The sequence below is a fragment of the Bradyrhizobium sp. USDA 3315 genome (genome assembly GCF_054056795.1).
On sequence record NZ_JBSRYP010000001.1, the window covers coordinates 2,132,709 to 2,157,336 of the forward strand.

Sequence of the window (24,628 nt, forward strand, 5' to 3'; positions counted from 1 at the left end):
TGCGGGCAAGGGGAGTTTGCGGATAAAGATTGGCGGCGCCTCTACGCCGTGCCCGCCGCCCTGAACTGCGTCGCAGCCCGTTGCAAATTCTGCGGCATGCTGAACAACAGCGCCTTGCGGTCGGCGACGGCGTTATGAAGCTGCTCGAGCGCGATGTTGAACGCGGTCAGCGTGCCTTCCTCGATGGCGCCGTGTTCGAAGCAGTCCAGCGTGTGGCGCAGGATGTCGTCGGCCTCCGCCTGCATCTGGTCGAGTTCCTCGATCGAATCGCTTTGCCGTGCGGTCTTCAGCATCTCCAGCAGGCGTTCGCGCTGCGAGGTGTTGGTGTTGCGCTCGTCCTGCTTGAGATAGCCGGCGAACCACGCACCGGCCGAGCCCATCGCCGAGAACGCCATTAGACTCCACCAGATGTAGTCGCTGTAGCGGTCGAGGAAGGTTTTTTCCTCGCCGTCGACAAACGCGGCGGCGCCCGGATGCACCGGAATGGTGGCATCCTTGTCGGTGTCCGGCGTCTCGATCTTGGCGGCGAGCGGGAAATCGGTCTTGAGCGACTGCCGGATCGCGAACAATTGCCGCGTGAATGCCGCGACCGTCGAGTCCGACAGGCCCTTCCGCGCAACGATGTGGTGCGAGAAGCTGATCGTCTTCACCTCGTCGTCGGGCCGGTCGGCGGAGCCGAGAGAGCCGGCGGGGATTTCCGCGGCCTCATAGGCCGGATGGTTCTGCGCGATCGCCTCGGAGGCGTCGATCGCAAGGAAGCTGGGCTCACCGCCGTCGCGGACCGACGCCGTGATCGCATCGATCGTGATCTTGCTGTTAGCCGGGCCGACGGCGAGATAGGCGTCGGCCTTGAGGTTCTTGATCGCTTCCGCCGCCTCGTTGGCCGGGAATTGAACGATCTCGACCTTCATCGGGTCGACGCCGTATTGCGTCAGGATCAGCTTCAGCAAATTGACATTGGCCGGGGTGCGGCCGACGACGCCGATCTTGCGGCCGGCAAGCTGCGCGATCTTGGTGATCCGCGCGGATTTCCGAACCTTGCCCTTGGCGGGCGGAACCCACATCACCACGACATTCTTGCGCAGGGTCGCGACCGCCTGGGCATTCTTCGGCACCTCGAGATCGCCGCGGATGATGGCGAGATCGGCCTTGCCGTCGGCCAGCGTCTGGGCGCTGGCGGTGGCGCCCTCGGTCTGCACCGGCCTCAGCTTGACCTGGGTGTTCTGCTGGTTGTTGAAGGCCTGCGCCAGCGCCTGCACGACCTTGACGTCATCGCTGTTGGCAGGACCGACCGCGATCCGCAGCGTCACCGGACGCACGGCGAAATAATAGCCGGCCAGCAACGTGCCGATGATGGCCAGCGCGCCCGCGATCAAAACGAACATCAGCCGCCGCTTTGCCGAACGCAGCGGCTTGGGCGACATGCTGGCGGAGCCGTCTGTCATCGATCTCGCAAACAATCGTCGGGGCTCAATCTCGCAAAACTACCAACGCGCATACATCCTCTATGTGTAGCAAATTACTGAATGGACAGATGTTACAACTCCGTCATGGTTACCAGCGGCGATAGGACGCGATTTCGGCCTTAATTTGGGCGTGGATCCCATCCCGGAGGCCGGTTGTTAGGCTAAAGTCGGCGTCAAACGGGAGGGTTACCATGGTCGAACGGCTGTCAGCGGAGGCGAGGAAGGCCGCCCTTTGGGAACTGGCCGGCTGGTCGGAGGCGTCCGGCCGCGAGGCGATCGCCAAGACTTTCGTGTTCAAGGACTTCAACGAGGCCTTCGGGTTCATGGCCCGCGCCGCCCTGGTCGCCGAGAAGAGCGACCATCACCCCGAGTGGAAAAACGTCTACAAGACCGTCGAGGTGGTGCTGTCGACCCACGATGTCGGCGGGGTGACCAAGCGCGACATCGACCTCGCCAAGGCCATGAACGCGATCGCAAGGCAGCTTGGGGTCAGTTGACCCCGGCGCGTGGAACCTTGCGCGGGTCCGCCGATATCCCCAGATTCGCATCGTCCGCCGCCGAATTGGCGCGGCGTCGAGGAACCTTGCGATGACATCGAGCGAACACGGTGTGGGATTTGGGCCTGCCGATCGGCTGGCGCAGGACCCTGAAAGCGTGCGCCGCCGTTTCTGGATCAAGTTCAAGAAGGTGGTGGCGGGCCTGCCCTTCGCGGAGGACCTGTTGGCCGCCTATTACTGCGCCTTCGACCGGCAGACGCCGCGCCATGTGCAGGCGGCGCTGCTCGGGGCGATCGCCTATTTCATCCTGCCGTTCGATTTCGTGCCCGACATGTTGCCGATTCTCGGCTTCACCGATGACGCCGCGGTGCTCGCAACTGCGCTCCGCATGGTGGCAAGCCACATCACGCCGGAGCATCGCGATGCCGCTCGCGCCGCGCTGAAGCGCGGGGTGCCGGAGGAGGAGTGAGATCTGCCTCTCCTTCCCCCTGAAAGAGGGAAGGTCGGGATGGGGGTCAGCCACAGGCGACGCTGCAAGTCGGCAGATTTGATCCCCACCCGCTTTGCTCTCGCGAGCAAAGCGACCTCCCCTTTTCAAGGGAAGGTTATGATGCATCCCGGATTTCGCTGCGCTCCATCCGGGCTACGAAACTTTCGATCCGTCATCCTGAGGAGCGCGAAGCGCGTCTCGAAGGATGTACGGCCACCAGCGGGGCCGTCGACCCTTCGAGACGCGCGCAAGAGCGCGCTCCTCAGGGTGACGGAGACGGTAGGGAGCGCCATGGTAGTCCGTTCGGCTCCTTCCGGGCTGCGCAATCTCGGTTCAGCTTCCCGGGTGCAGGATCACCTTGCCCATCGCCTTGCGGCCGGCGAGCACCTTCAGGGCTTCTGATGTCTGCGACAGCGGGAAGGTGCGGTCGACATGCGAGGAGATCTTGCCTTCCGCGGTCCACTGCACGAGCTTCTCGAGGTTCTTGCGGTTCTTGTCCGGATTCTGCCGCGCCCAGGCGCCCCAGAACACGCCGCGGATATCGCAGCCCTTCAGCAGTGCGAGGTTGAGCGGGATCTTCGGGATGTCACCGGCGGCAAAGCCGATCACCAGGAAGCGGCCTTCCCATGCGGTCGAGCGCAGCGCAGCCTCGGCGTAGGAGCCGCCGACCGGATCGAACACGATGTCGGCGCCCTTGCCGTCGGTCAGCTTGCGCAGGCCCTCTTTCAGATCTTCCTTCGCATAGTTCAGCGTCAGCTCGGCGCCGTGTTGCTTGGCGAATGCCAGCTTCTCGTCCGACGAGGCGCAGGCAATCACCTTCAACCCCATCAGTTTGCCGAGCTCGCACGCAGCAAGGCCGGTGCCACCGGCGGCCCCCAGCACCGCGAGCGTCTCGCCCGGCTTCGGGCTCGCGCGATCTTCCAGCGCATGCAGCGCGGTGCCGTAGATGATGATGATGCCGGCGGCGCGGTCGTAGTCGAGATTGTCGGGAATCTTCACGATCGAATTCGCCGGCAGCGCGATCTTGTCGCGCGCGCCGTTGTGGCCGCAGGACGCGACGACGCGATCGCCGACCTTCAGGTCAGTGACGCCGGCGCCGACGCTTTCGATCACGCCGGCAACTTCGGCAGCCGGCGAGAACGGGAACGGCGGCTTAATCTGGTACTTGCCCTGGATCATCAGGATGTCGAAGAAATTCAGCGCCGCCGCCTTGATCGCGATCACGGCTTCGCCGGGAGTCGCCACCGGATCGGGCACATCAGCCAGCACGAGATCGTCAGGTTGACAGTATTGCGAGCAGAGGATGGCTTTCATGGACACACCTGAGTTTCGGACGCAGAAAGAGCTGCAAGATCTTGGACTACAAGCTTCATGCCGGATTTGCGGCGGAGCGACAATACAGTGCGGAGGGATCAAACTATGTTTGAAAAAGGCCTGCTAGCGAAAAAGCGCATCCTGATCACCGGCGGCGGCTCCGGCCTCGGCGCGGCGATGGGCCGCCGCTTTGCCGAACTCGGCGCCGAACTGATCATCTGCGGACGGCGCGAGGGGCTGCTGGAGGAAACCGCAGCGAAATTCCGCAGCGAACTCGGCGCGAAGGTCTCTACCGCGCGATGCGATATCCGCGACGGCGCAGCGGTCGAAGCGATGATGGATCAGGTCTGGCAGGACGCGCCGATCGACGTGCTCGTCAACAATGCTGCCGCAACCTTTATTGCGCAGAGCGAACATTTGTCGTTCCGTGCGGCGGACGCGATCCTCGCGCCGACACTGCATGGCACGATGTACTGCACGCTCGCCGCCGGCCGCCGCTGGATCGACGGCAAACACAAGGGCGTTGTGCTCTCGATCCTGTCGACCTCGACCATCACCGGCCGCGCGTTCACGGTGCCGTCCGCGATGGCCAAGACCGCCGTGCTGGCGATGACCAAGAGCCTGGCGGTGGAGTGGGGCCCGAAGGGCATCCGCACCGTCGCGATCGCGCCCGGCGCGTTCCCGACCGCAGGCGCGATCGGACAGTTGCGCCCCGAAGGGCGCGGCGAGAGCTGGGCGCATCGCAATCCGCTCGGCCGCGCCGGCGAGCATTCGGAGCTCGCCAATCTCGCGACCTTCCTGATCTCGGATCAGGCCGGCTACATCAACGGCGAGATGGTGGTGCAGGATGGCGGCTCGCACTTACGCAGTTCCGGTGCCGAGGACCTGCTGCAATGGACCGATGCGCAGTGGGAGAAGCAGCGCGCTGCGCGCGCCAAGTGATAACGCGTCGCGATTACGCGCCCGACGGTGAGCGGCGTTCGCCTTTCGGCCTAACTGCCTTCCCAAAAAAGCGTTTCCCGGTTATCCATCCGAGCCGGCGGAGGGGAATCGCCGGGCCATCTTGCAGTCACAATGATGGGGGAACCAGTTGGCCGTGCGGCAGATTCTGACATCACTGGTTGCTTGTACCCTGTGCGGGTTCATCACCCTCGCGCCGGCGCAGGCTGCGCCCAAGAAAGATGCGGCCAAGGAAGCGGCCAAGCCGGCGCCTTCGGCTGCCGCGGCTGCGGCCGGCGGCGCGGAGCCGACGCTGATCGGCCAATTCGGGACCTGGGGCGCGTACACGGCATCGCCCAACGGCAAGAAGGTGTGCTTTGCGCTCGCCAAGCCGTCGTCGTCGAAGACCAATCCGGCGAACCGGCCGCGTGATCCGGCCTATGCCTTCATCTCCACCCGTCCGGCGGAGAAGGTCGTCAACGAAGTCTCGATCATGATCGGCTACACGGTGAAGCCGGGCTCCGAATCGACGCTTCAGGTCGGCGGCGGGACCTATGCGATGTACACGCAGGGCGACGGCCTCTGGATCAAGAATGCGGCCGAGGAGGAGCGGATGGTGGAATCCATGCGCAAATCGGCCGAACTGACGGTAAAAGCCGTCTCGGCCAAGGGCACCGAGACGACAGACACCTTCTCGCTGAAGGGCCTGGCGCAGGCGCTCGACCGGCTCGGGCAGGACTGCCGACGCTAGAGCATGATCCGGAAAAGTGTGAAGCGGTTTTCCGGAAAGATCATGCTCTAAAAATCGACTTAAGGCCTGAAATCGAGGTATTCGGTGGCTTTCCAGCACCGGCTGGAAGGCCTATTTGAGGTTTCATGACCGACACCGTGACCACCCATGCCGTCTCCGGCGCCAGCGCGCTGGTCGAGAAGGTTCCGCTCGAGACCTATGTGCCGCCGGCCAAACCGTCGCTGATCGGGCTGTCGCGCGCCGAGATCGCCGATCGCCTGGGCGAGATCGGGGTGCAGGCCGGCCAGCGCAAGATGCGCACCCAGCAGCTCTGGAACTGGATGTATTTCCGCGGCGCCAAGAGCTTTGCCGAGATGACCAACGTCTCGAAGGACATGCGCGCCGAGCTCGAGAAGCATTTTACCGTCGATCGTCCCGAGGTGGTCGCCGAGCAGATCTCCAATGACGGCACCCGCAAATGGCTGCTGCGGCTGCCGAGCGGCGACAAGGTTGAGCGGCCGCACGAGGTCGAGTGCGTCTACATCCCCGAGACCGATCGCGGCACGCTGTGCGTTTCCTCGCAGGTCGGTTGCACGCTGAATTGCGCGTTCTGCCACACCGGCACGCAGCGGCTGGTGCGCAACCTCACCGCCGGCGAGATCGTCGGCCAGGTGATGGTGGCGCGCGACCGGCTGAATGACTGGGCCGACCGCGAGGACGGCACGCGCCGCGTCACCAACATCGTGATGATGGGGATGGGCGAGCCGCTCTACAATTTCGACGCGGTGCGCGATGCGCTGCTGATCGTCGCGGACAATGAGGGCATCGGCATTTCGCGCCGGCGCATCACGCTGTCGACCTCGGGCGTGGTGCCGAACATCCAGCGCACCGGTGACGAGATCGGCGTGATGCTCGCGATCTCCTTGCATGCGGTGCGCGACGAGCTGCGCAACGAGCTGGTGCCGCTGAACCGCAAATATCCGATCAAGGAATTGCTGCAGGCCTGCCGCGATTATCCCGGCGCCTCCAACGCCCGGCGCATCACCTTCGAATATGTGATGCTCAAGGGGGTCAACGATTCGCTCGATGACGCCAAGCTCCTGGTGAAGCTGCTCAAGGGCATTCCGGCGAAGATCAATCTGATCCCGTTCAATCCGTGGCCGGGCACCGCCTATGAATGCTCGGACTGGGAGCAGATCGAAAAATTCTCCGAATACATCTTCAACGCCGGCTACTCCTCGCCGGTGCGCACGCCGCGCGGCCGCGACATCCTCGCCGCCTGCGGCCAGCTCAAGTCGGAGACCGAAAAGCTCTCGGCCCGCGAGCGCCAGGCGCTGCGCGCGATGGCGATGACGGATTGAGTGTGTTTCCATATTTCGTCATGGCCGGGCTTGTCCCGGCCATCCACGTCTTGGCTTTCTCCGCGAGAAGACGTGGATGCCCGGGACAAGCCCGGGCATGACGGAGGAGAGGCTAGTGCCTGGCTTGATGTTCGATGATGGGATGACCCGATGGCCCTGATCGGCCGCCTGTTCGTCGTCGCCTTCGGCTTCCTGATGGCCTGCTTCGTGGCAGGGATCATCGTGGTCGTCGCGGTGCTGTATCCCGAGATCAGCGATTTCGGCGGGCAGATCGACCAGAGCGCGATCAACGTTGTGCTCGGCTTCGGGTTCATCTTTATCTCAGGCTTTGCGCTGCTGCCGGCGTTGATCGTGGTGCTGATCACCGAGGCGTTCTTCATCCGGAGCGTGCTGGCCTATGCCGTCGGCGGCGCGATCGTCGGCGCGGCGTGCTATCTCGGCCTGGTTCCGTTCGATCCCGACATGATGCAATTCCACGGCATCGTGCGCCGGCACATGGAGATCATGACCGGCGCCGGCATCGTCGCGGGCCTAGTCTACTGGCTGATCGCCGGCCGCTCCGCCGGCGCGTGGCGCGAGCCGGCGCGGCCGTTGCCGCCGCCCCCGCCCTTGCCGTCGCAACGGCGGCCGCAAACACCGCCGTCATCCTGAGGAACCGTGCGCAGCACGGTGTCTCGAAGGATGGGCCGCAGCAAGACCGCATCCTTCGAGGCTCGCAAGAGCTCGCACCTCCAGCGACAACGGCGAAGCCGTTGCGCGGGGATGACGTCACTTCCCATGCTCATCCGCCTCGGCTAAACCGCGCGCCATGAACCGGACCGGACTTTTCATCGCGCTGGCGCTGGCGCTCATCGTCGGCATCCTGTTCGGGATCTATCCCGAACTCGACCTGAAGCTGGCGGCGCTGTTCTACGATGTGGCGCAGAAAACCTTCCCGCTGAAGCTCGACGCGGTGGCGTCGTTTGCGCGCGATGCGGCGATGTGGATCGCCTGGGCGTTGGTGCTGCCGGCGATCGTGACCATCGTCTGGAAGTTCATCCGGCCGGACCGGCCGATGCTGATGTCCGGCCGCGCCGCGGTGTTCCTGCTCACCACCATGCTGCTCTCGGCCGGCGTGCTCACCAACCTCACCTTCAAGAATTATTGGGGCCGGCCGCGGCCGGTGTTCGTGACACAGTTCGGCGGCGACCTGCAATTCGTGCCGTGGTGGGACCCGCGCGGCGGCTGCCCGCGCAACTGCTCGTTCTTCTCCGGCGAGGGCGCCACCGCGTTCTGGACCTATGCACCGGCGGCGCTGACGCCGCCCGCGTGGCGGCCGCTGGCCTTTGCCGGGGCCACCGTGTTCGGCATCGTCACCAGCGGGCTTCGCATGGCCTTTGGCGGCCATTTCTTCACCGATGTGGCGATCGCGGGCCTGGTGTCGTTCTTCACGGTCTGGCTGTTCTACGCGCTGATCTACCGCTGGGCAGCGACCCGGCTGACTGAAGCCCAGGTCGATGCCGCGCTGACGCGCCTTGCGATGCCCGGCTACCGGTGGATGCAGCGCTGGCGCCGGGGCGGCCGGGCGGAGCCCGGCGGCACGGAAGCCTGATTAAAGGCGTGCCCAGGCTCCGGAAATTTGATATTCGCCCTGCGTAATCACCACCGATTTCGACCGATTGGACCGTCCCATGAGTACGATTCTGAAAAGCCTGCCCACTGGCGAAAAAGTCGGCATCGCGTTCTCGGGGGGGCTCGACACCTCAGCGGCGCTGCTCTGGATGAAGCTGAAAGGCGCCAAGGTCTTCGCCTATACCGCCAATCTCGGCCAGCCCGACGAGGCCGACTACGACGCGATCCCGCGCAAGGCGATGGATTTCGGCGCCGAGAAGGCCCGCCTGGTCGATTGCCGCACCCAGCTGGTCCATGAGGGCATCGCCGCGATCCAGTCCGGCGCGTTCCACATCTCGACCGGCGGCATCACCTATTTCAACACCACGCCGCTCGGCCGCGCGGTGACCGGCACGATGCTGGTCGCGGCGATGCAGGAGGACGGTGTCAACATCTGGGGCGACGGCTCGACCTTCAAGGGCAACGACATCGAGCGCTTCTATCGCTACGGCCTGCTGACTAACCCGAGCCTGCGCATCTACAAGCCCTGGCTCGACCAGCAGTTCATCGACGAGCTCGGCGGCCGCGCCGAGATGTCGGCCTTCATGACCGCGCAAGGCTTCGCCTACAAGATGAGCGCCGAGAAGGCCTATTCGACCGACAGCAATCTGCTCGGCGCGACGCATGAGGCCAAGGATCTCGAGAGCCTTGCGAGCGGCATCACCATCGTCAATCCGATCATGGGCGTGCCGTTCTGGCGCGCCGACTGCGACGTCAAGCCCGAGAAGGTCGTGGTGCGGTTCGAGGAGGGGCAGCCGGTCGCGCTGAACGGCAAGACGTTTGCCGATCCGGTCGCGCTGTTCCTCGAGGCCAATGCGATCGGCGGCCGCCACGGCCTCGGCATGAGCGACCAGATCGAGAATCGCATCATCGAAGCGAAGAGCCGCGGCATCTATGAGGCGCCGGGCATGGCGCTCTTGCACATCGCCTATGAGCGCCTCGTCACCGGCATCCACAACGAGGATACGATCGAGCAGTACCGCATCAGCGGCATGCGGCTCGGCCGCTTGCTCTATCAGGGCCGCTGGTTCGATTCGCAGGCCTTGATGCTGCGCGAGACCGCGCAGCGCTGGGTGGCGCGCGCCGTCACCGGCGAGGTGACGCTCGAGCTGCGCCGCGGCAACGACTACTCGATATCAAACACCGAGAGCCCGAACCTGACCTATGCGCCGGAGCGGCTCAGCATGGAGAAGGTCGAGGACGCCGCCTTCACACCGGCCGACCGCATCGGCCAGCTGACGATGCGCAACCTCGACATTGCTGACACCCGCGCCAAGCTAGGCCTGTACAACAAGGCTGGCCTCATCTCGAGCGGCGAAGGCTCGCAGATCTTCCAGCTCGAGAACGACAAGGACTGAGGCGGCACCCTCTCGCCTTGTCGTCCCGGGCAAGCGAAGCGCGACCCGGGACCCATAACCACCGGCCATGGTTATGAAGCACGCTGGTGCTCCAGCGCGCTTCCACGACTCCTCCCTGTGGTTATGGGTCCCGGCCTTCGCCGGGACGACGTGGGGAGAGAGGCCTGCCTACTTCATCCTGAGCGCATCCAGCAGCGAGCGGAACGCGCGCGCGTAATCGGTGCCGGTCTTGCCGATATCCGGCCCCGCGGAGACCGCAACCGCGGCCTCCGTCACCGCGCCGAGCAGCAGCCGCGCCAGGGGCTCGATCGGCTGCCTGGCGATCACGCCGGCATCCATCGCGGCGGCCAGCGCGCGCGGAAACTTGCCGCCGAAATGCTTGGCGTCGATCTCGCGCCAGCGTTCCCAGCCGAGCACGGCGGGGCCGTCGCGCAAGATGATCTGGCCGGTCGGGCCTTTCGAGCACGCCGCGAAATAGCCCTGCGTGCCCGCCGCCATCGCCGCCAGCGGATCGTTCTCGGCGCGCGAGATGCGGTCGAGATCGGCAACAAGGTCGATCGACACCTGCTCGAACACCGCCTCGAACACCGCCTCCTTGGTCGCGAAGTGATGATAGACCGCGCCCTTGGCGACACGCGCGCCGGCGGCGATGTCGTCCATCGTCGCAGCGGCGAAGCCGCGCTCGCCAAAAATGCGCCGCGCCGCCTTGACGATGGCGGCTCTGGTTTTCTCGCGCCGTTCGGCCTGGGTTGCCATCATCCATCTCTAGCCCGGGTTCCGTAGTCGCGCCAGTTGACTTACCGACTCTTGGTCGATAAATACCGACTATCAGTCGGTAAATGGAGAGTGCTTATGCCTTCGCTCAAGACGTTGCAAGCCTTCGCCGACACGGTCGAGTCCAACGACCATGTCGGCGCGATCAGGAACTTCTACGCGGTCGATGCCCGCACCCAGGAGAATGACGGCGAGTGGCGGGTCGGCCGCGAGGCGCTGGCGGCGCGCGAGGCGGCGGTGCTGGCGGCGGTCGCCGGCGTCAAGACCACGCGGCTCGGGCCGCTCCTGCTCGACGGCGATCATTCGGCGATCTGCTGGCGCTTCGAATTCACCGGCAAGGACGGCAAGGTCCGCAGCATGGAGGAGGTCGCCTGGCAGACCTGGCGCGACGAGGAGCTGGTCGAAGAGCGCTTCTTCTACGATCCGCAGCAGATGGCGCGCTGAAATCGCGCCGGCCCTTGCGGCAATACGCCCCGGCGCGCCTCATTGCGCCGTCATCCGCCGCAACTAGCCTCCGCTCCGATGCGCATGATGCGCGAGAGCGGAGCATCGATCATGATCAAGCAAGTTGCCGGTATGGCCGTCACGCTGGCGTTGTCGGCAGCGCCGGCGTTCGCCCAGACGATCTATCCGATCGATCGCGCCGATATCCTCGTCGGCGCCAAATTCGACTTCAAGGTCGAGCTTCCGGAATTGGTCGATCAAGCAAAGCTCAAGGTCACGCTGAACGGCGCGGACTATGCCGCGGTGTTCGGCCAGGGCGGCACATTCACCGCGCACGAGGCCGGCCGGGAGCAGTCGGCGCTGTTGCTGCGCGATGTCTCGCTCGTCAAGCCTGGGCAGGTCGCCGTCGAAGTCAGTGACGGCACGCAGAGCCGGACCGTGACCTGGACCGTCTACGACACCGGGGCACGCAAGGCCAGGAACGTGATCCTGTTCATCGGCGACGGGATGTCGCCGTCGCATCGCGTCGCCGCGCGAATCCTCTCCAAGGGAATCGCGGAGGGCAAGAGCCGCGGCAAGCTCGCGATCGACGACATGCCGCATATGGCGCTGGTCGCGACCGCCGGCTCGGACTCGATCATCACCGATTCGGCGAATGCCGCGAGCGCCTACGCCACCGGCCACAAGGCCGCGGTCAATGCGTTCGGCGTTTACGCCGATCGCACGCCCGATCCGCTCGACGATCCCAGGGTCGAGACCATCGCGAGCCTCGCCAAGCGCCGGGCGGGCCTCGCGGTCGGCATCGTCACCAACACCGAGGTCGAGGATGCGACCCCGGCGGCGATGGTTGCGCATATCCGCCGCCGCGCCGCCTATGACGCGATCGTCGCGCAATATTTCGACGCGAAGCCCGACGTGCTGATGGGCGGCGGCTCCGCGAACTTCCTGCCGCAATCCGCGTCCGGATCGAAACGCAAGGACGATGTCGACTATCTCGCGCGCTTCCGCGACGCCGGCTATCCGGTCGCGACGACCGCAGGCGAACTCGCCACGCTCGCGGCCAAACCGGACACCCGCCAACTGCTCGGCCTGTTCGCCGCCGGCAACATGGACGGCGCGCTCGACCGCAAGTTCCTGAGGGGCGGCGGCGTCAGGAAATTCCCCGAACAGCCGGACCTGACCGAGCAGGTCCAGGCCGCGCTCACGGTGCTGTCGAAGCACGAGGCCGGTTTCTTCCTGATGGTCGAGTCCGGCCTGATCGACAAATACGCCCATCTGCTCGACATGGAGCGCGCGGTCTACGACACCATCATGCTCGACAATGCGGTGCGGCTGGCAAAGGACTGGGCGAAAGCGCGCAACGACGACACGCTGATCCTGGTCGTGGCCGATCACAACCATCCGAACAGCCTGGTCGGCACCATCAATGACGACATGGCGGCGACACCCAACGTGCCGCTGCGCGAGCGCGTCGGTGTCTACGAGAAAGCCGGGTTCCCGAATTATCCGGCGCCGGACGCCGAAGGTTATCCGTCAAGGGTCGATGTCAGCCGGCGGCTTGCAATCTTCTCCGCCAGCCTGCCGGATCACTACGAGACGTTCCGCCCGAAACTCGACGATCCGAACGAGCCGACCGTGAAGGGCGACCAGCCCGACACGTTCAAGGCCAATGACAAGTACAAGGATGTCCCCGGCGTCGTGCTGCGCTTCGGCAATCTGCCGGCGATGATCGGCGCCAGCGTGCATTCCGGCGAGGACGTCATTCTCACCGCGACGGGCCCGGGCAGCGAGCGCGTCCACGGCTCGATGGACAACACCGAAGTGTTCCGCGTGATGGTCGAGGCGCTGGGACTGGGTGCGGGGAAGTAACGAATGATGAGATTGGGTCGATCAGCATACCCGCTGTACCTCTCCCGCTTGCGGGGGCGACGCTTCTCCAACCTCCCCTTGAAAAGGGGAGGTCGCTTTGCTCGCCAGAGCAAAGCGGGTGGGGATCTGCTCTCTCCGCAGCCACCGTCACCTGCGGCTGACCCCCATCCCGACCTTCCCCCTTTCAGGGGGAAGGAGAACAAACAAAAATGGCCGGGATCGCTCCCGGCCATTTCGTATCGTGATGTCGCGCCGGCTCAGCGCGGCGGCGCGGCCGAGGCGGTGCCGCCGTTGAGCAGCGGGGTGATGCGGCGGACGGTGACGCGCCGGTTGATGCGGCTCGGTCCGTCGGTCTGCTCCTTCGGATATTGAGAGCCATAGCCCTGCGAGGTCAGGTTCTCAGCCGGCACACCGAACTGCTGCGTCAAGAGCTCGGCGGCGGATTGCGCACGGCGGTCCGACAGTGACAGATTGTCGGTGTCGTTGCCGGTCGCATCCGTGTGGCCCTCGATCAGGAACACCTCGCGCGGGTTGCGCTGGATGGCTCGGTTGAGGCCGTCGGCGATCACCTGCAGCCTCGCCGCCTGGTCCGGTGGGATGGTCCACGATCCGGAGTCGAAGTTGATCGTGTTGACGTCGATGCTCGGCATCTGCATGCGGACATTGGGGCTGTAGCGGATCTCGTCCAGCGAGTAGCGCCGTTCGATCCGCTGCACCGGCGGTGCCTCCATGGTCTCGTAGATCACGTCGGGCGACGCGTCCTGCGCGTCGACGATGTAGCGATCGTAGGGAATGTTGACCACGGGCGGCGGGGCGTCGACATAGAAACCACCGACTGCGCGCGGATCGCGATAGCTGTTGTCGATGATGACGACCTCGCGGCCGCCAGTATCCCTGCGGATTCGGCGCAACATCTGGCCGTCGGAGCCGACCACGGTGATGATCTCGCTGCCGTCGGGACGAACCACGACCGTCCGCGTCTCGCCGCCGATCGTCTCGGTGCGGATGTCGCGCGCGCCATAGCGGAAGCGATAGACGTCGTCGCCGCGCACATAGGCCTGGCCGCCGGGATCGCGGATGATGACGCGGTCCGGCTCGGTGTAGATGGTGCGGCCGCCTTCGACCACCTCCTGGCGCTGGCTGTGCAGGTCGGCGATGCTGCCGCCGATGATGGCGCCAGCGACCACGCCGGCACCGACGGCGGCGCCGATCGCGAGCGGCTTGATGTTGTCATGCCGCGGTGGCGGCGGCAGCGGCGCTGCGACGGCAGGCGCGGCGCGGAAGGCGGGCGCAACCGTCGGCGGCGCATATTGCGCGCGGCCGGGCGGCGGCGTTGCGGCGGCCGAGCCGGGGACGACCGACGGTGCCGGCGCGCCCATAGCTGCGCCCTGGGCTGGGGATACGCCGGGCGCGACGCCCGGACGTGCTGCCGGCTGACCCGGAGCCGGGGCCGCGCCGGGCGCGCCCATTGCCGCGCCCGGGGTTGCCGGTGTTCCGGGCGGTGTCGCCGGACGTCCCTGCTGACCTGGCGCCGGTGGCGTCGGCGTCGCGCCGGGTGCCGGAGGCGTTGTTGCGGCAGGCGGGGTGCCTGGACGCGCGGGCTGTGCGCCGGCTGCCGGAGGTGTCGGCGTCGGTGTCGCACCGGGAGCTGTCGCGGCGGGCGGCGTGCCCGGTCGTGCCCCTGCTGCCGGCGGCGTTGTCGTTGCCGAAGGCGCGGGCGTTGAAGTCGCCGCGGGCGGGGTGCCCGGCGGTTGCTTGGCGCCGCCAGGGCGTTCACCGCGTTCGCCACCCGGACGATCGCCGGGGCGGCGTTCGGCCGGCGCCGTTGTCGGAGCTCCTGGCGTTGCGGGCGTCGGAGTCGGCGTTGCCGCCGTGGGCGGGGTGCCGGGACGTGCTGCCGGCGCGGCATTCGGCGTGGCGCCGGGCGCCGGCGTCGGCGGCGTGTGCGCGGGTCCTGCGCCGGGCGGCGGCGTGCCGGGTCGCTGCGGTGCTGCGGCCGGCGGCGGTGGCGTCGGCGTCGGATGTGCGGGGGCGGCCGCCGGCGGTGGCGGGGTCGGCTTCGCAGGCGCTGCTGCGGGCGGCTCCGGCCGTGCCGGTGCCGGCGATGGCTTCGCGGGTGCGGCCGCGGGCGGCGGCGGTGTGGGATGTGCGGGAGCAGCCGACGGCGGAGGTGTCGTCGGGCGCGCCGCAGGCGGCTCGGGCCGTGCGGGAGCCGGCGGCGGTGCCGGATGCGGTGCGGCTGCCGGAGGCGGCGTCGGCTTTGCCGGTGCAGCTGCGGGCGGCTCGGGCCGGGCAGGTACTGGAGGCGGGGTCGGCTTCGCGGGTGCTGCGGCCGGCGGAGCGGGATGCGCGGGTGCCGCGGCGGGAGGTGGCGCCTGCGGATGCGGTGCTGCGGCCGGCGGTGCGGGACGTGCGGGAGCACCCGGCGCACCCGGCGCCGGCCGCGCCTTCGGCTTTCCGTCAGGTCCGGTTTCTTCCTTCTGCTGCGCCTGTGCGACGACAAGAGGCGAAGTTTGGGCGTGCGACGCTGAGGTGGCGAATTGCATCACCGTCAGCGCAGTCGTGGCAAGCAGCACGAGACGAAGCTTTGTCATTGTCTAGGAGTCCCCGGCGGAAAGTCTGGGCAGGAAAGCAAAGTGAGAACCGAACAATTCGGCAGGACGATGAACCGCCAGCCGTTAGGCCGGATTGTGGCGAGCCACGAATCATCGGCGAAGTTTATTTCGACATTATAACGGGTTGCGTGTGTGATTGTTCACCGCGCGTTCAGAAGAAACGCGCCGACACATTTGCGATCGATGTGGAACTTGGGCGCAAGAGCGACTCATCGGCCGGCGAGTCGATCTGTCGCAGGTGGCGGGCCGGACGGTCCAGGCGGTCCGCGCACCGGTGATTCGTCAGGTGTCTTGCCAGGCAACTCGTCCGGTCGCGGCGGCTCGCCGGGTTCGCGCACCGGCTCCGGAATCTCGGGGCGCGGACTGCCGGGCGGAATTCCCGGCGGCGGTTCGCTCGGTGTGCCCGGCGTCGTCGGCGGAATCTCGGGAGGCTCGATCGGCATCATATCGAGGCCCCGCGGCGGTTGCCGATGCCAGATCGCGTCGCGCGCATTGATCGCTCCATCGAAGTTCGAAGCGACAACGGATCGCGCGCCGCGGCGTTCCGATGTTTCACCCGGGCGTGTGGCAGACCGCCTCGATATTGTGGCCGTCGGGATCGAGCACGAATGCGCCGTAATAGTTCGGGTGATAATGCGCGCGAATGCCGGGCGCGCCGTTGTCGCGGCCGCCGGCCGCCATCGCAGCCTTGTAGAAGGCATCGACGGTGGCGCGGTCCTTGGCCGTGATGGCGATATGCACCGGCTTGTTCATCGCGCCTTCGCCGCCGATCCAGAAGTCCGGCTTGCCGTCGGAGCCGAAGCCCGCGGCGGGCGCGTGCCCGGTCACTTCCGCAGGCACTTCCATGATCAGGCCGTAGCCGAGCGGCGCCAGCGCCGTCTGGTAGAACGCCTTCGCGCGTTGATAGTCGGAGACAGAAAAGCCGATATGGTCGATCATCGCGAGCCTCCCTTGTTGTGATGCACTTGCATCCGCGTTCTCGTGTCACCTCCCCTTGCAAAGGGGAGGTCGCTTTGCTCGCGAGAGCAAAGCGGGTGGGAATCTGCTCTCTTCGCAGGCACCGTTCCTGCGGCTGACCCCCATCCCGACCTTCCCCCTTTCAGGGGGAAGGAGAAGACAGGGCTGTCAACTCCGTACCAGCAGCGTGTTGCTGCGCGTCCGGCCCTGCTCGACGTAACCGCGCGCATGCATGTCCGCAATGCAGTCGTCGGTCCATTCGTCCTTCGACAGATGCTCGATCACCACCGCGCGCGGCCACAGTGACTGCGGCGCGTCGCGGAAGAAGCCGATCAGCACGCGGTCCTCGAAACCCTCGACGTCGATCTTGAGCGCGTCGACCTTGCTCACTCCGGCCTCGTCGAGGATGCGTTGCAGCCGCAGCGACGGCACTTTGAACGCCTTGCCCGTCGGCGTGCCGGTGACGATGTGGCTGGCGCCGAGATTGTCGCCGTCGGTCTCGATCATCAGTTCGCCATCGGTCGGGCCGGCAGCCGCCGCAACCAGGCGCACCTGCGGAAAGCCGGAGGCCTGGGTGTTGAACTTGAGCCGCGCATGCGTCACCGGATGCGGCTCGATCGCGATCACCCTGCCACCGGGCCCGACATCGCGCGCCAGCGCCAGCGCATAGGTGCCGACATTGGCGCCGAGATCGACGAAGGTGCCATCCGCGCCGACATGCGCCCGCAGGAAGGCGAGTTCTTCAAGGTTGTAATCGGGATTGAACAGCGCGCCGCGCTCGGTCGCGCTTTGCTGATGATAGAAGCGGAACGATGCGCCCTGATAGGTCACGTCGAGCGGACCCGCGCCGAACAGATTGACCAGTTTCGACAGCCAGGGCCGGAATGCGCCGCGCTTCAATCCTGAGCCATGCGCCAGGCGGATGATGGCGGCCTGCGCCGCATTGGGCGCGAAGGCGCCGAACGGCGCCGGCGATATGTCGTTGCTCGGGATCACGCATGGCCTCGTCAAAAGCGCGGCATGCATAGCCGGTTTTGCCGGCAGCGCCAACGCCCGTTACGCCGCCTTGCCCGCTGCCTGCCGTTGCCGCAGGAAGCGGCCGAGCAGCCTTCGCTTACCCTTGCGCGGGATCAGATCGACGTCGCTGACCAGTTTGGCGCCGCCCTTGCGGCGCTCCAGCACGATCTTGCGGCTATGGAACGCTTCGAGCTCGACGCGGTGGGCGACGCTGACGATGGTCGCCTTCGGCAGTTCCGTCGTCACCGTCTCCATCATCTTGTCCTGGCTCTTCTCGTCGAGCGCGGACGTCGCCTCGTCGAGCACGACGATGTCGGGGGTGTGCAGCAGCAGTCGGGCAAAGGCGAGCCGCTGCTTCTCGCCGCCGGACAGGGTCTGGTCCCACGGCGCGTCCTCCTCGATCTTGTCCTTGAGATGGTCGAGGCCGACCTTGTGCAGGGCACAGCTGATCTCATCGACGCTCCAGTCCTCCGCCGCGCCGGGATAGGCCACCGCGCGCCGCAGCGTGCCCGAGGGGACGTAGGGCTTTTGCGGCAGCATGAACAGGCGGCGGTCCGCGTGCAGGCCGACACTGCCGCCGCCCCACGGCCACAGGCCGGCGATGGCGCGCACCAGCGTGCTCTTGCCGGTGCCGGATTCGCCGGCGACCAATAGCCGCTCCCCCGGTTCGATCACCACTTCGGTCTCGCCGACCACGGCGGTGCCGTCGTCCAGCGTGACGGAAAGGTCGTTGAGGCTCAGCATGGCCTCGCCCTCGGTCTCGCAGCGCTCGATGCGGCCGAAGCCGTCGCCGGTCTCGGCGCGTTCGAGCCCGTCAAGCGACATCATCAGCGAGGCGATGCGCCGTGCGCAGGCGTTCCAGTCGGCGAGCCGCGGATAGTTGTCGACCAGCCAGCCGAACGCGGTCTGCACGATGGTGAAGGCCGAGGCCGCCTGCATCACCTGACCGAGCGACATGCTGCCGTCGAGGAATTTTGGCGCACACAGCAGCAAGGGTACCACCGGCGCAATGAGATTCGACCCCTGCGACACCAGCGTCGTGCGCATGTGTTGCCCGGCGAGCCGTGCCCATTGCCGCAACACGTTCGAGAACGTCTTGTCGATGCCGTCGCGCTCCTCGGTTTCGCCGCCGAGCAGCGCGATGCTTTCGCCATTCTCCCGCACGCGGGTCAGGATGTAGCGGAATTCCGCTTCCGCCTGGTTCTTGTCCTCGGAGATCTGCGCGAAGCTGCGGCCGATCGCCGTGATCGAGCCCGACGCGATCGCCGCATAGATGATGGCGGCAATGACCAGGAAGCCCGGGATGCTGATCGACGAGCCGCCGAGCGTCACCGTCAGCGCGCCGCCGATGGTCCAGAGCACGACGATGAAAGTGACGGCCGAGAGCAGCGCCGACGTCACGCCGGCGACGAAGTCGACCGGAGAATCCGTCGCGATCCGCAGATCCTCCGCGATCCGGTACTCCGGATTCTTGTGATCGCCGTCGACGAGGTTGAGCTGGTAGTAGCGGCCGTTCGTCAGCCAGCGCGAGACGACGGCGTTGGTCAGCCAGGCGCGCCAGCGCCGCTGGATGCCCATGCGGCCGAACACCTGCGCGACCCCCAGCAGCACGCTGCCGATCGCCAGCGGAAAGAAGATGGCCGTCAGGTGGAAGACACTGGCCGCGTCGCGCTTTTCGATCGCATCGAAGATCGCGCGATTCCAGACATTGATGCCGTACTGAACGGCGACATTGGCGACGATCAGCAGCAGCAGGCCGATCGTGAACAGCCACGCCAGCCGGTCGCCGCTCCGGCCCCAATAGCCGCGCGCGCTGATCCAGAACCGCGTCAGCAAATAGTCCTTGCGCGCCTGTTCGGCCTCTTCGGCCGACAATTCGGGATCGGGTTCGACGATTTCCGGCGGCGGCGGTTCGACATCGTCGCCGTTCTCGGCGATCACCTCGACGAATTCCGACTTCTCGTCAGCTTCGCTTGGCGCGGGATCCTTGCGCTCTTGATCGGCCGCCTTTGCGCTCGCTTTCCGGGACGATGAAGTCCTGGCCGACGACGGCCCGTCCGACGATTTGGATCTTGCCTCAGCTTTGCCCATGGCACGATAACGCCAGGCAAATTACCCGGTTCCGCACTGGGACCGGCGGTCAGCTGCGTGTATTGCAACGACGAGTCCCCGCCACAACATCCGCCGCGGCGTATGGCTCCCTGCTTTCGCCGGGACGACGCCTGGGAAGCAACTGTGGACTCTCATTCTCCCCAGCATGCGCGGGTGATGATACCGCGCTGTTTGATATCTTGAATTGCGACTCATCCTCACCGTCGTCCTGGCGAAAGCCAGGACCCATTACCCCGAATGCCAATTGTTGCGCGGCGCTGGAGCCGCGATCCCGTTCCCAATCAACTGCGGTGGTTATGGGTCCTGGCTTTCGCCAGGACGAGAGCGTGCTTGAGATGTGCCGCGCAACTACCTCACCCCGCCGGCGCCTGATCGCGCTTCAGCCGGCGCGAGCGCGTTGCCTTGTGCAGCACGCGCGCGAGCTGCTCGGCCGAATAGGGCTTCTGCAGCAGCTCGAAGCCGCCGCTGCCCTGCTGCGACAGCACCTGGCTGTAACCGGAGGCGAGCACGATCGGCAGATCGAGGCGCTGCCGGCGGATCTCTTCCGCAAGCTCGATGCCGCTCATGCCGGGCATCACGACATCGGTGAACACCAGGTCGAACCGGTCGGCGTCGACGGCGAGCTCCTCCAGTGCGTGGGTGGCGTTGTCCACCAGCACGCAGGTGCAGCCGAGCTGGATCAGCGTGTCCGCGGCAAACTTTCCGACCTCGGCATTGTCCTCGACGATCAGGACCGATGCGCCGGTCCGATCGACCGAGGGCGTGTCGTCGGCGCGCGGCGTTCGCGCGCCATGCCCGCCGACGACGCGCGGCAGATACAGCGTGAATGTCGCACCCTTGCCGACTTCGCTGGTGACGGTCACCTCGCCGCCGGACTGCTTGGCGAAGCCGAACACCTGCGACAGGCCGAGGCCGGTGCCGTGACCGACCTCCTTGGTGGTGTAGAACGGCTCGAAGATGCGGCCGAACAGCTCCTGCGGGATTCCGACGCCGGTGTCAGTCACCGACACCGCGACATCGCCGGGCGAGTTCGGCGCCGTGCTGGTCGCGGACGGCAGTCTGTCCACGGCGCGGACCGCGATCGTGAGCCGGCCGACGCCGTCCATGGCGTCGCGCGCGTTCACCGCCATGTTGATGATGGCGGTCTCGAACTGGCCGGCATCGGCGTTGACGAGACAGGTCTCGTCCGGCACTTGCGCCGTGATCTCGATGCGCACGCCGATCAGGGTTGCGATCATCTCGCTCAGGGTGCGGACATTCTGGCAGGCGTCGAACACCTCGGGCTTGAGGGTCTGCCGGCGCGCGAATGCAAGCAGCTGGTTGGTCAGCTTGGCGGCACGGTTCACGGTGTTGGAGATCGCATCGATGTAGCGCTGCCGCCGCGGCTCCGGCAGGTCCGGCCGCCGTAACATGTCGACCGACGCGCGGATCACGGTGAGCAGGTTGTTGAAGTCGTGCGCGACGCCGCCGGTGAGCTGCCCGAGTGCCTCGAGCCGCTGGCCGTGCCGCAATGCCTCCTCGGCCTCGATGCGCCGGTTGGCCTCCTCCTGCAGGCGCTGGGTTCGCCGGAAGGCGAGCGCGAGCAGGCCGAACAGCAGGGCGGTGGCCGGGATCCCGAAGATCAGGTGCTGGGCCATGGTCGACCTCCAGCGCGACTGGATCGCCGAGGTTTCGAGGCCGGCGCTGACATAGATCGGGTATCCGGCCAGCCGCTGGTAGCGCATGCGCCGCTCGATGCCGTCGGCCGGGGATTGGATCGTCATCGTCCCGGCCTCGGGATTGGCGACGATCTGCCGCCCGAGCGGGCCGTTCGGCTCGAACCGGACATCGTGGTCAACGGCAGGGAAGTGCGCCAGCACGGCGCCGTCGGTCCGGATCAGCGCCAGGAAGCTGCCGGGCTCGCGGCCGATCCTGGCGTAGAAATTCTCGAAATATTCCGGAAGCACGGAGGCCTGGATCACGCCGGCAAAGCTGCCGTCGTCGCCGTTGCGGCGCCGGCCGACGCTGAAGAACCGCGAGCCCAGATAGGGCGGCCGCGGCGTCAGCACCTCGCCGATATAGGTGCCGATGTCGCCCTGGGCATGGATCCGGAAGTAATCCCGGTCCGAGAAGTCGACGTCGGGGGCCGGCTGCACCAGGCTGTTGACGAGGGCACGGCCGTTGGCGTCGAACACCCAGACCGATTTCACCTGGGGGAGCGCCATGGCGACCTGGCGCAGCCGCTGGTGCAGGCTCTTCTCGCGCGCGACGATATCGGCATCGCCCATGCCGCGGACGACCTCGGTGACCTCGGCGAGGCCGCGATCGATGGTCTCGAACACCTTCAGCGCGTGCTCATGGGCGACATCGAGCGTGCGCTGGATCTCCTGGTTGGCGGCCTCGCTGGTCGAGATCCAGGACATTGCGGAGGCAAAAACGAACAGCGCCAGCGGAAGGGCCAGCGCGGCGGCCATCATCCATTGCAACAGTCTCAGCGAATTGCGTTGTGCGGTCTGCACGGGCGCTCCGGCTCCGCGCGGACCATAACGCAAACCGTTGCGCGGGAGGAAGCGAAACGGCGCCGCCGGGCGCGGCGCGGACGCTCATTCGCCATTCCGCGACCTGTCAAGGTTACCGGAGGCCAACCCGGATCGATCAATTCGCAGCCGGCTCGGGTCCGGGGCAGTACGGGCGGCTGCGGCGCGGCGGCATCACGACCTTGTTAGCATCTCGCCGGCAGTCAAGCGGAAAATCGGCCTGGATGGCGCTTCCGGGCGCTGTTTTTAGGAGTTCTAAAACCTCTCACGGGCAAACGCTTGACCCTGTGACTACCTGCTGAAAAACAGGCCGCATGACAGGCGATCCAAACAGCTCCCGGGATGATTTGCAGGACGTCCGGCTCGGACATGCGGATCGCGGTTTTGTCGGAAAGATCATCAGGCTCGATGCGCTCGTGACGGGCTCATCGCTGTCTCCTCAGGAGCTGGAGCAGCGCCTGGTCGAGATGGGATTTGTCGAGGGCGCGCGCGTGGAAATCCTGCATGAAGGCACGATCCGAAAGGACCCGATCGCGGTGCGCGTCGACAACATCACGATCGCGCTGCGCCGGAGCGAAGCCATGGCTGTGATCGTCGAATGACCGCTGCATCCCTGCGCCTGGCGCTGGTCGGCGCGCCGAACACCGGCAAGACGTCGCTGTTCAACAGCCTGACCGGCAGCCGTCAGAAGGTCGCCAACTATCCGGGCGTCACGGTCGAGCGCAAGTCCGGCGGCTTCGTCACGCCGGAGGGCCGCAGCGTGACCGTGCTCGACCTGCCCGGTACCTATTCGTTGCGCGGCCGCAGCCCGGACGAGGAGATCACCCGCGACATCGTGCTCGGCCGCTTCGACGGTGAGGCGGTGCCCGATCTCGTGCTCTGCGTCGCGGACGCCACCAATCTGCGGCTGACCTTGCGGCTGGTGCTCGAGCTGAAGCGCGTCGGCCGGCCGATGATGCTCGTGCTCAACATGATCGATATCGCGAAGCGCCGCGGCGTCACGATCGACATCGACCGGATGTCGCAGGAGCTCGGCCTGCCGATCGTGACCTCGGTCGCGGTCCGCAAGGGCGGCATCGACGAGCTCCTGAAGCGGACCGACGAATTCCTGGCCAAGTCGCATGAGGCGGCGGCCAGCGAATGGACGACGCCGACGATCGCCGACCTCAAGGCGGCGCAGCGCGAGGCGGACCGCATCATCGCGGCGGCGGTGACGCTGCCGACCAAGCCCGACACGCTGACCAACCGAATCGATTCGGTCGTGCTGCATCCGGTCTGGGGTCTCGTGATCCTGGCCGTGATCCTGTTCGTGATGTTCCAGGCGGTGTTCACCTGGGCACAGCCCGCGATGGAATTCCTGTCGGACAGCTTCGCCGCGCTCGGGCAGCTGATCCACAATTTGCTGCCCGAAAGCTGGAGCCTGTTGCAGAGCTTCCTGCAGAACGGCGTGATCTCCGGCGTCGGCAGCGTAATCGTGTTCCTGCCGCAGATCATCATCATCTTCCTGTTCATCCTGCTGCTGGAAGATTTCGGCTACATGGCGCGCGCCGCGTTCCTGATGGACCGCATCATGGGCGGCGCCGGGCTGCATGGCCGCGCCTTCATTCCGCTGTTGTCGAGTTTTGCCTGCGCGATTCCCGGCATCATGGCGACGCGCGTCATCGACAACCGCCGCGACCGCCTGACCACGATCCTGATCGCGCCGCTGATGACCTGCTCGGCGCGCATTCCGGTCTACACGCTGATCATCTCCGCCTTCGTTCCGGCGACCACGCTGTGGGGTTTCGTCAACCTGCAGGGGCTCGTGATGTTCGGCCTCTATGCCGCCGGCATCACCAGCGCGCTGACGGTGTCGGCGATCGCGAAATTCTTCCTGTGGCGCGATCACGCGCCGGCGCCGTTCATGCTGGAATTGCCGGACTACAAGATGCCGCGGCTGAAGAGCATCGCGATCGGCGTGTTCACCCGCGCCAAGATGTTCCTGTACCGGGCCGGCACCACGATCCTCTCGATGATGGTGCTGATCTGGTTCCTGGCCTCGTTCCCGCAGGCGCCGGCCGGTGCCGAGGGGCCGGCGATCAATTACAGCTTTGCGGCGATGATCGGCCATGCGCTCGAGCCGCTGCTGCGGCCGATCGGCTTCAACTGGCAGATCGCGGTGGCGCTGATCCCCGGCATGGCGGCGCGCGAGGTCGCGGTCGCGGCGCTCGGCACGGTCTATTCGATCGAGGGCGGCAAGGAGGCGGCGGACCAGATCGGCCAGGTGCTTGCGCAGAAATGGACGCTGGCGACCGCGCTGTCGCTGCTGGTCTGGTACATCTTCGCCCCGCAATGCGCCTCGACGCTCGCGGTGATCCGCCGCGAGACCGGCGGCGCGAAGTGGATGGTGGTGACGTTCATCTACATGCTCGCGCTGGCCTATGTCGCGAGCTTCCTGACCTTCAACCTCGCGCTGGCGCTCGGCCTGCATTGATCGGCAACACAGTTTCATCATCTCGACTCGAAACTGCGATAGGTGC

General features: G+C 66.3%; 21 protein-coding genes. 12 read left to right on the forward strand and 9 right to left on the reverse strand.

What is annotated here, in order from left to right:
* Positions 1–41: 41 nt before the first annotated feature.
* On the reverse strand, positions 42–1,445 hold the full coding sequence (locus tag ACVIYL_RS09870; protein ID WP_225163128.1) for a TAXI family TRAP transporter solute-binding subunit: 1,404 nt from the start codon (positions 1,443–1,445) through the stop codon (positions 42–44).
* Between the two features lie 212 nt (positions 1,446–1,657).
* Between ACVIYL_RS09870 and ACVIYL_RS09875 the strand changes: the two genes are divergently transcribed.
* A complete protein-coding gene (locus ACVIYL_RS09875; RefSeq protein ID WP_092087879.1) occupies positions 1,658–1,963 on the forward strand; it encodes a 4a-hydroxytetrahydrobiopterin dehydratase in 306 nt (101 codons plus the stop codon).
* 91 nt (positions 1,964–2,054) lie between these two features.
* Complete coding sequence (locus ACVIYL_RS09880) at positions 2,055–2,432, forward strand: YkvA family protein (protein ID WP_456778402.1); 378 nt, start codon at positions 2,055–2,057, stop codon at positions 2,430–2,432.
* Between the two features lie 354 nt (positions 2,433–2,786).
* Here ACVIYL_RS09880 and ACVIYL_RS09885 read toward each other — a convergent pair whose 3' ends face one another.
* The gene (locus ACVIYL_RS09885) at positions 2,787–3,767 is read right to left on the reverse strand and encodes an NADPH:quinone oxidoreductase family protein (RefSeq protein ID WP_456778403.1); all 981 of its coding nucleotides are present in this window, start codon (positions 3,765–3,767) and stop codon (positions 2,787–2,789) included.
* Between the two features lie 105 nt (positions 3,768–3,872).
* Between ACVIYL_RS09885 and ACVIYL_RS09890 the strand changes: the two genes are divergently transcribed.
* From ACVIYL_RS09890 to argG, 6 genes are all read left to right on the forward strand, one after another.
* Positions 3,873–4,709, forward strand: coding sequence for an SDR family oxidoreductase (locus ACVIYL_RS09890; RefSeq protein ID WP_456778404.1), 837 nt, complete (start codon positions 3,873–3,875; stop codon positions 4,707–4,709).
* 190 nt (positions 4,710–4,899) lie between these two features.
* Positions 4,900–5,457, forward strand: a complete 558-nt coding sequence (locus ACVIYL_RS09895) for an invasion associated locus B family protein (RefSeq protein ID WP_256558874.1) — start codon at positions 4,900–4,902, stop codon at positions 5,455–5,457.
* 125 nt (positions 5,458–5,582) lie between these two features.
* Positions 5,583–6,797, forward strand: a complete 1,215-nt coding sequence (gene rlmN / locus ACVIYL_RS09900) for a 23S rRNA (adenine(2503)-C(2))-methyltransferase RlmN (RefSeq protein ID WP_057021293.1) — start codon at positions 5,583–5,585, stop codon at positions 6,795–6,797.
* A 150-nt stretch (positions 6,798–6,947) separates the two neighbouring features.
* A complete protein-coding gene (locus ACVIYL_RS09905) occupies positions 6,948–7,448 on the forward strand; it encodes a hypothetical protein (protein ID WP_456778405.1) in 501 nt (166 codons plus the stop codon).
* Positions 7,449–7,605: 157 nt separating this feature from the next.
* Entirely contained in the window at positions 7,606–8,388 is a 783-nt protein-coding gene (locus ACVIYL_RS09910) for a phosphatase PAP2 family protein (RefSeq protein ID WP_456778406.1), read from the forward strand.
* Between the two features lie 79 nt (positions 8,389–8,467).
* Positions 8,468–9,805: an argininosuccinate synthase gene (gene argG / locus ACVIYL_RS09915; RefSeq protein ID WP_456778407.1), complete on the forward strand. Its 1,338-nt coding sequence runs from the start codon at positions 8,468–8,470 to the stop codon at positions 9,803–9,805.
* Positions 9,806–9,973: 168 nt separating this feature from the next.
* Here argG and ACVIYL_RS09920 read toward each other — a convergent pair whose 3' ends face one another.
* Positions 9,974–10,561 (reverse strand): TetR/AcrR family transcriptional regulator, encoded by a 588-nt coding sequence (locus tag ACVIYL_RS09920; RefSeq protein ID WP_092087858.1) that lies wholly within the window; start codon positions 10,559–10,561, stop codon positions 9,974–9,976.
* Positions 10,562–10,657: 96 nt separating this feature from the next.
* Between ACVIYL_RS09920 and ACVIYL_RS09925 the strand changes: the two genes are divergently transcribed.
* Entirely contained in the window at positions 10,658–11,023 is a 366-nt protein-coding gene (locus tag ACVIYL_RS09925; RefSeq protein ID WP_456778408.1) for a nuclear transport factor 2 family protein, read from the forward strand.
* Between the two features lie 111 nt (positions 11,024–11,134).
* Positions 11,135–12,892 carry an alkaline phosphatase gene (locus ACVIYL_RS09930; RefSeq protein WP_456778409.1) on the forward strand — a complete coding sequence of 586 codons (1,758 nt, stop codon included), beginning with the start codon at positions 11,135–11,137 and terminating at the stop codon, positions 12,890–12,892.
* A 257-nt stretch (positions 12,893–13,149) separates the two neighbouring features.
* On the opposite strand, the gene ACVIYL_RS09935 is transcribed toward ACVIYL_RS09930, so the two are convergent.
* The 6 genes from ACVIYL_RS09935 to ACVIYL_RS09960 all read right to left on the reverse strand — a co-directional run bounded on the left by ACVIYL_RS09935 (position 13,150) and on the right by ACVIYL_RS09960 (position 22,091).
* Positions 13,150–15,486, reverse strand: coding sequence for an OmpA family protein (locus tag ACVIYL_RS09935; protein WP_456778410.1), 2,337 nt, complete (start codon positions 15,484–15,486; stop codon positions 13,150–13,152).
* Positions 15,487–15,716: 230 nt separating this feature from the next.
* Entirely contained in the window at positions 15,717–15,950 is a 234-nt protein-coding gene (locus ACVIYL_RS09940) for a hypothetical protein (RefSeq protein ID WP_225163158.1), read from the reverse strand.
* Between the two features lie 109 nt (positions 15,951–16,059).
* A complete protein-coding gene (locus tag ACVIYL_RS09945; protein ID WP_310883311.1) occupies positions 16,060–16,446 on the reverse strand; it encodes a VOC family protein in 387 nt (128 codons plus the stop codon).
* 186 nt (positions 16,447–16,632) lie between these two features.
* A complete protein-coding gene (locus tag ACVIYL_RS09950; RefSeq protein ID WP_253605548.1) occupies positions 16,633–17,490 on the reverse strand; it encodes an FkbM family methyltransferase in 858 nt (285 codons plus the stop codon).
* Between the two features lie 30 nt (positions 17,491–17,520).
* Positions 17,521–19,572, reverse strand: coding sequence for an ABC transporter ATP-binding protein/permease (locus ACVIYL_RS09955; RefSeq protein WP_456778411.1), 2,052 nt, complete (start codon positions 19,570–19,572; stop codon positions 17,521–17,523).
* Between the two features lie 374 nt (positions 19,573–19,946).
* Positions 19,947–22,091 carry an ATP-binding protein gene (locus tag ACVIYL_RS09960; RefSeq protein ID WP_456778412.1) on the reverse strand — a complete coding sequence of 715 codons (2,145 nt, stop codon included), beginning with the start codon at positions 22,089–22,091 and terminating at the stop codon, positions 19,947–19,949.
* Between the two features lie 332 nt (positions 22,092–22,423).
* Between ACVIYL_RS09960 and ACVIYL_RS09965 the strand changes: the two genes are divergently transcribed.
* Positions 22,424–22,711, forward strand: a complete 288-nt coding sequence (locus ACVIYL_RS09965) for a FeoA family protein (RefSeq protein ID WP_057018132.1) — start codon at positions 22,424–22,426, stop codon at positions 22,709–22,711.
* Complete coding sequence (feoB, locus tag ACVIYL_RS09970; protein WP_456778413.1) at positions 22,708–24,582, forward strand: ferrous iron transporter B; 1,875 nt, start codon at positions 22,708–22,710, stop codon at positions 24,580–24,582. Before ACVIYL_RS09965 ends, feoB begins: the two co-directional genes overlap by 4 nt.
* Positions 24,583–24,628 lie beyond the last annotated feature (46 nt).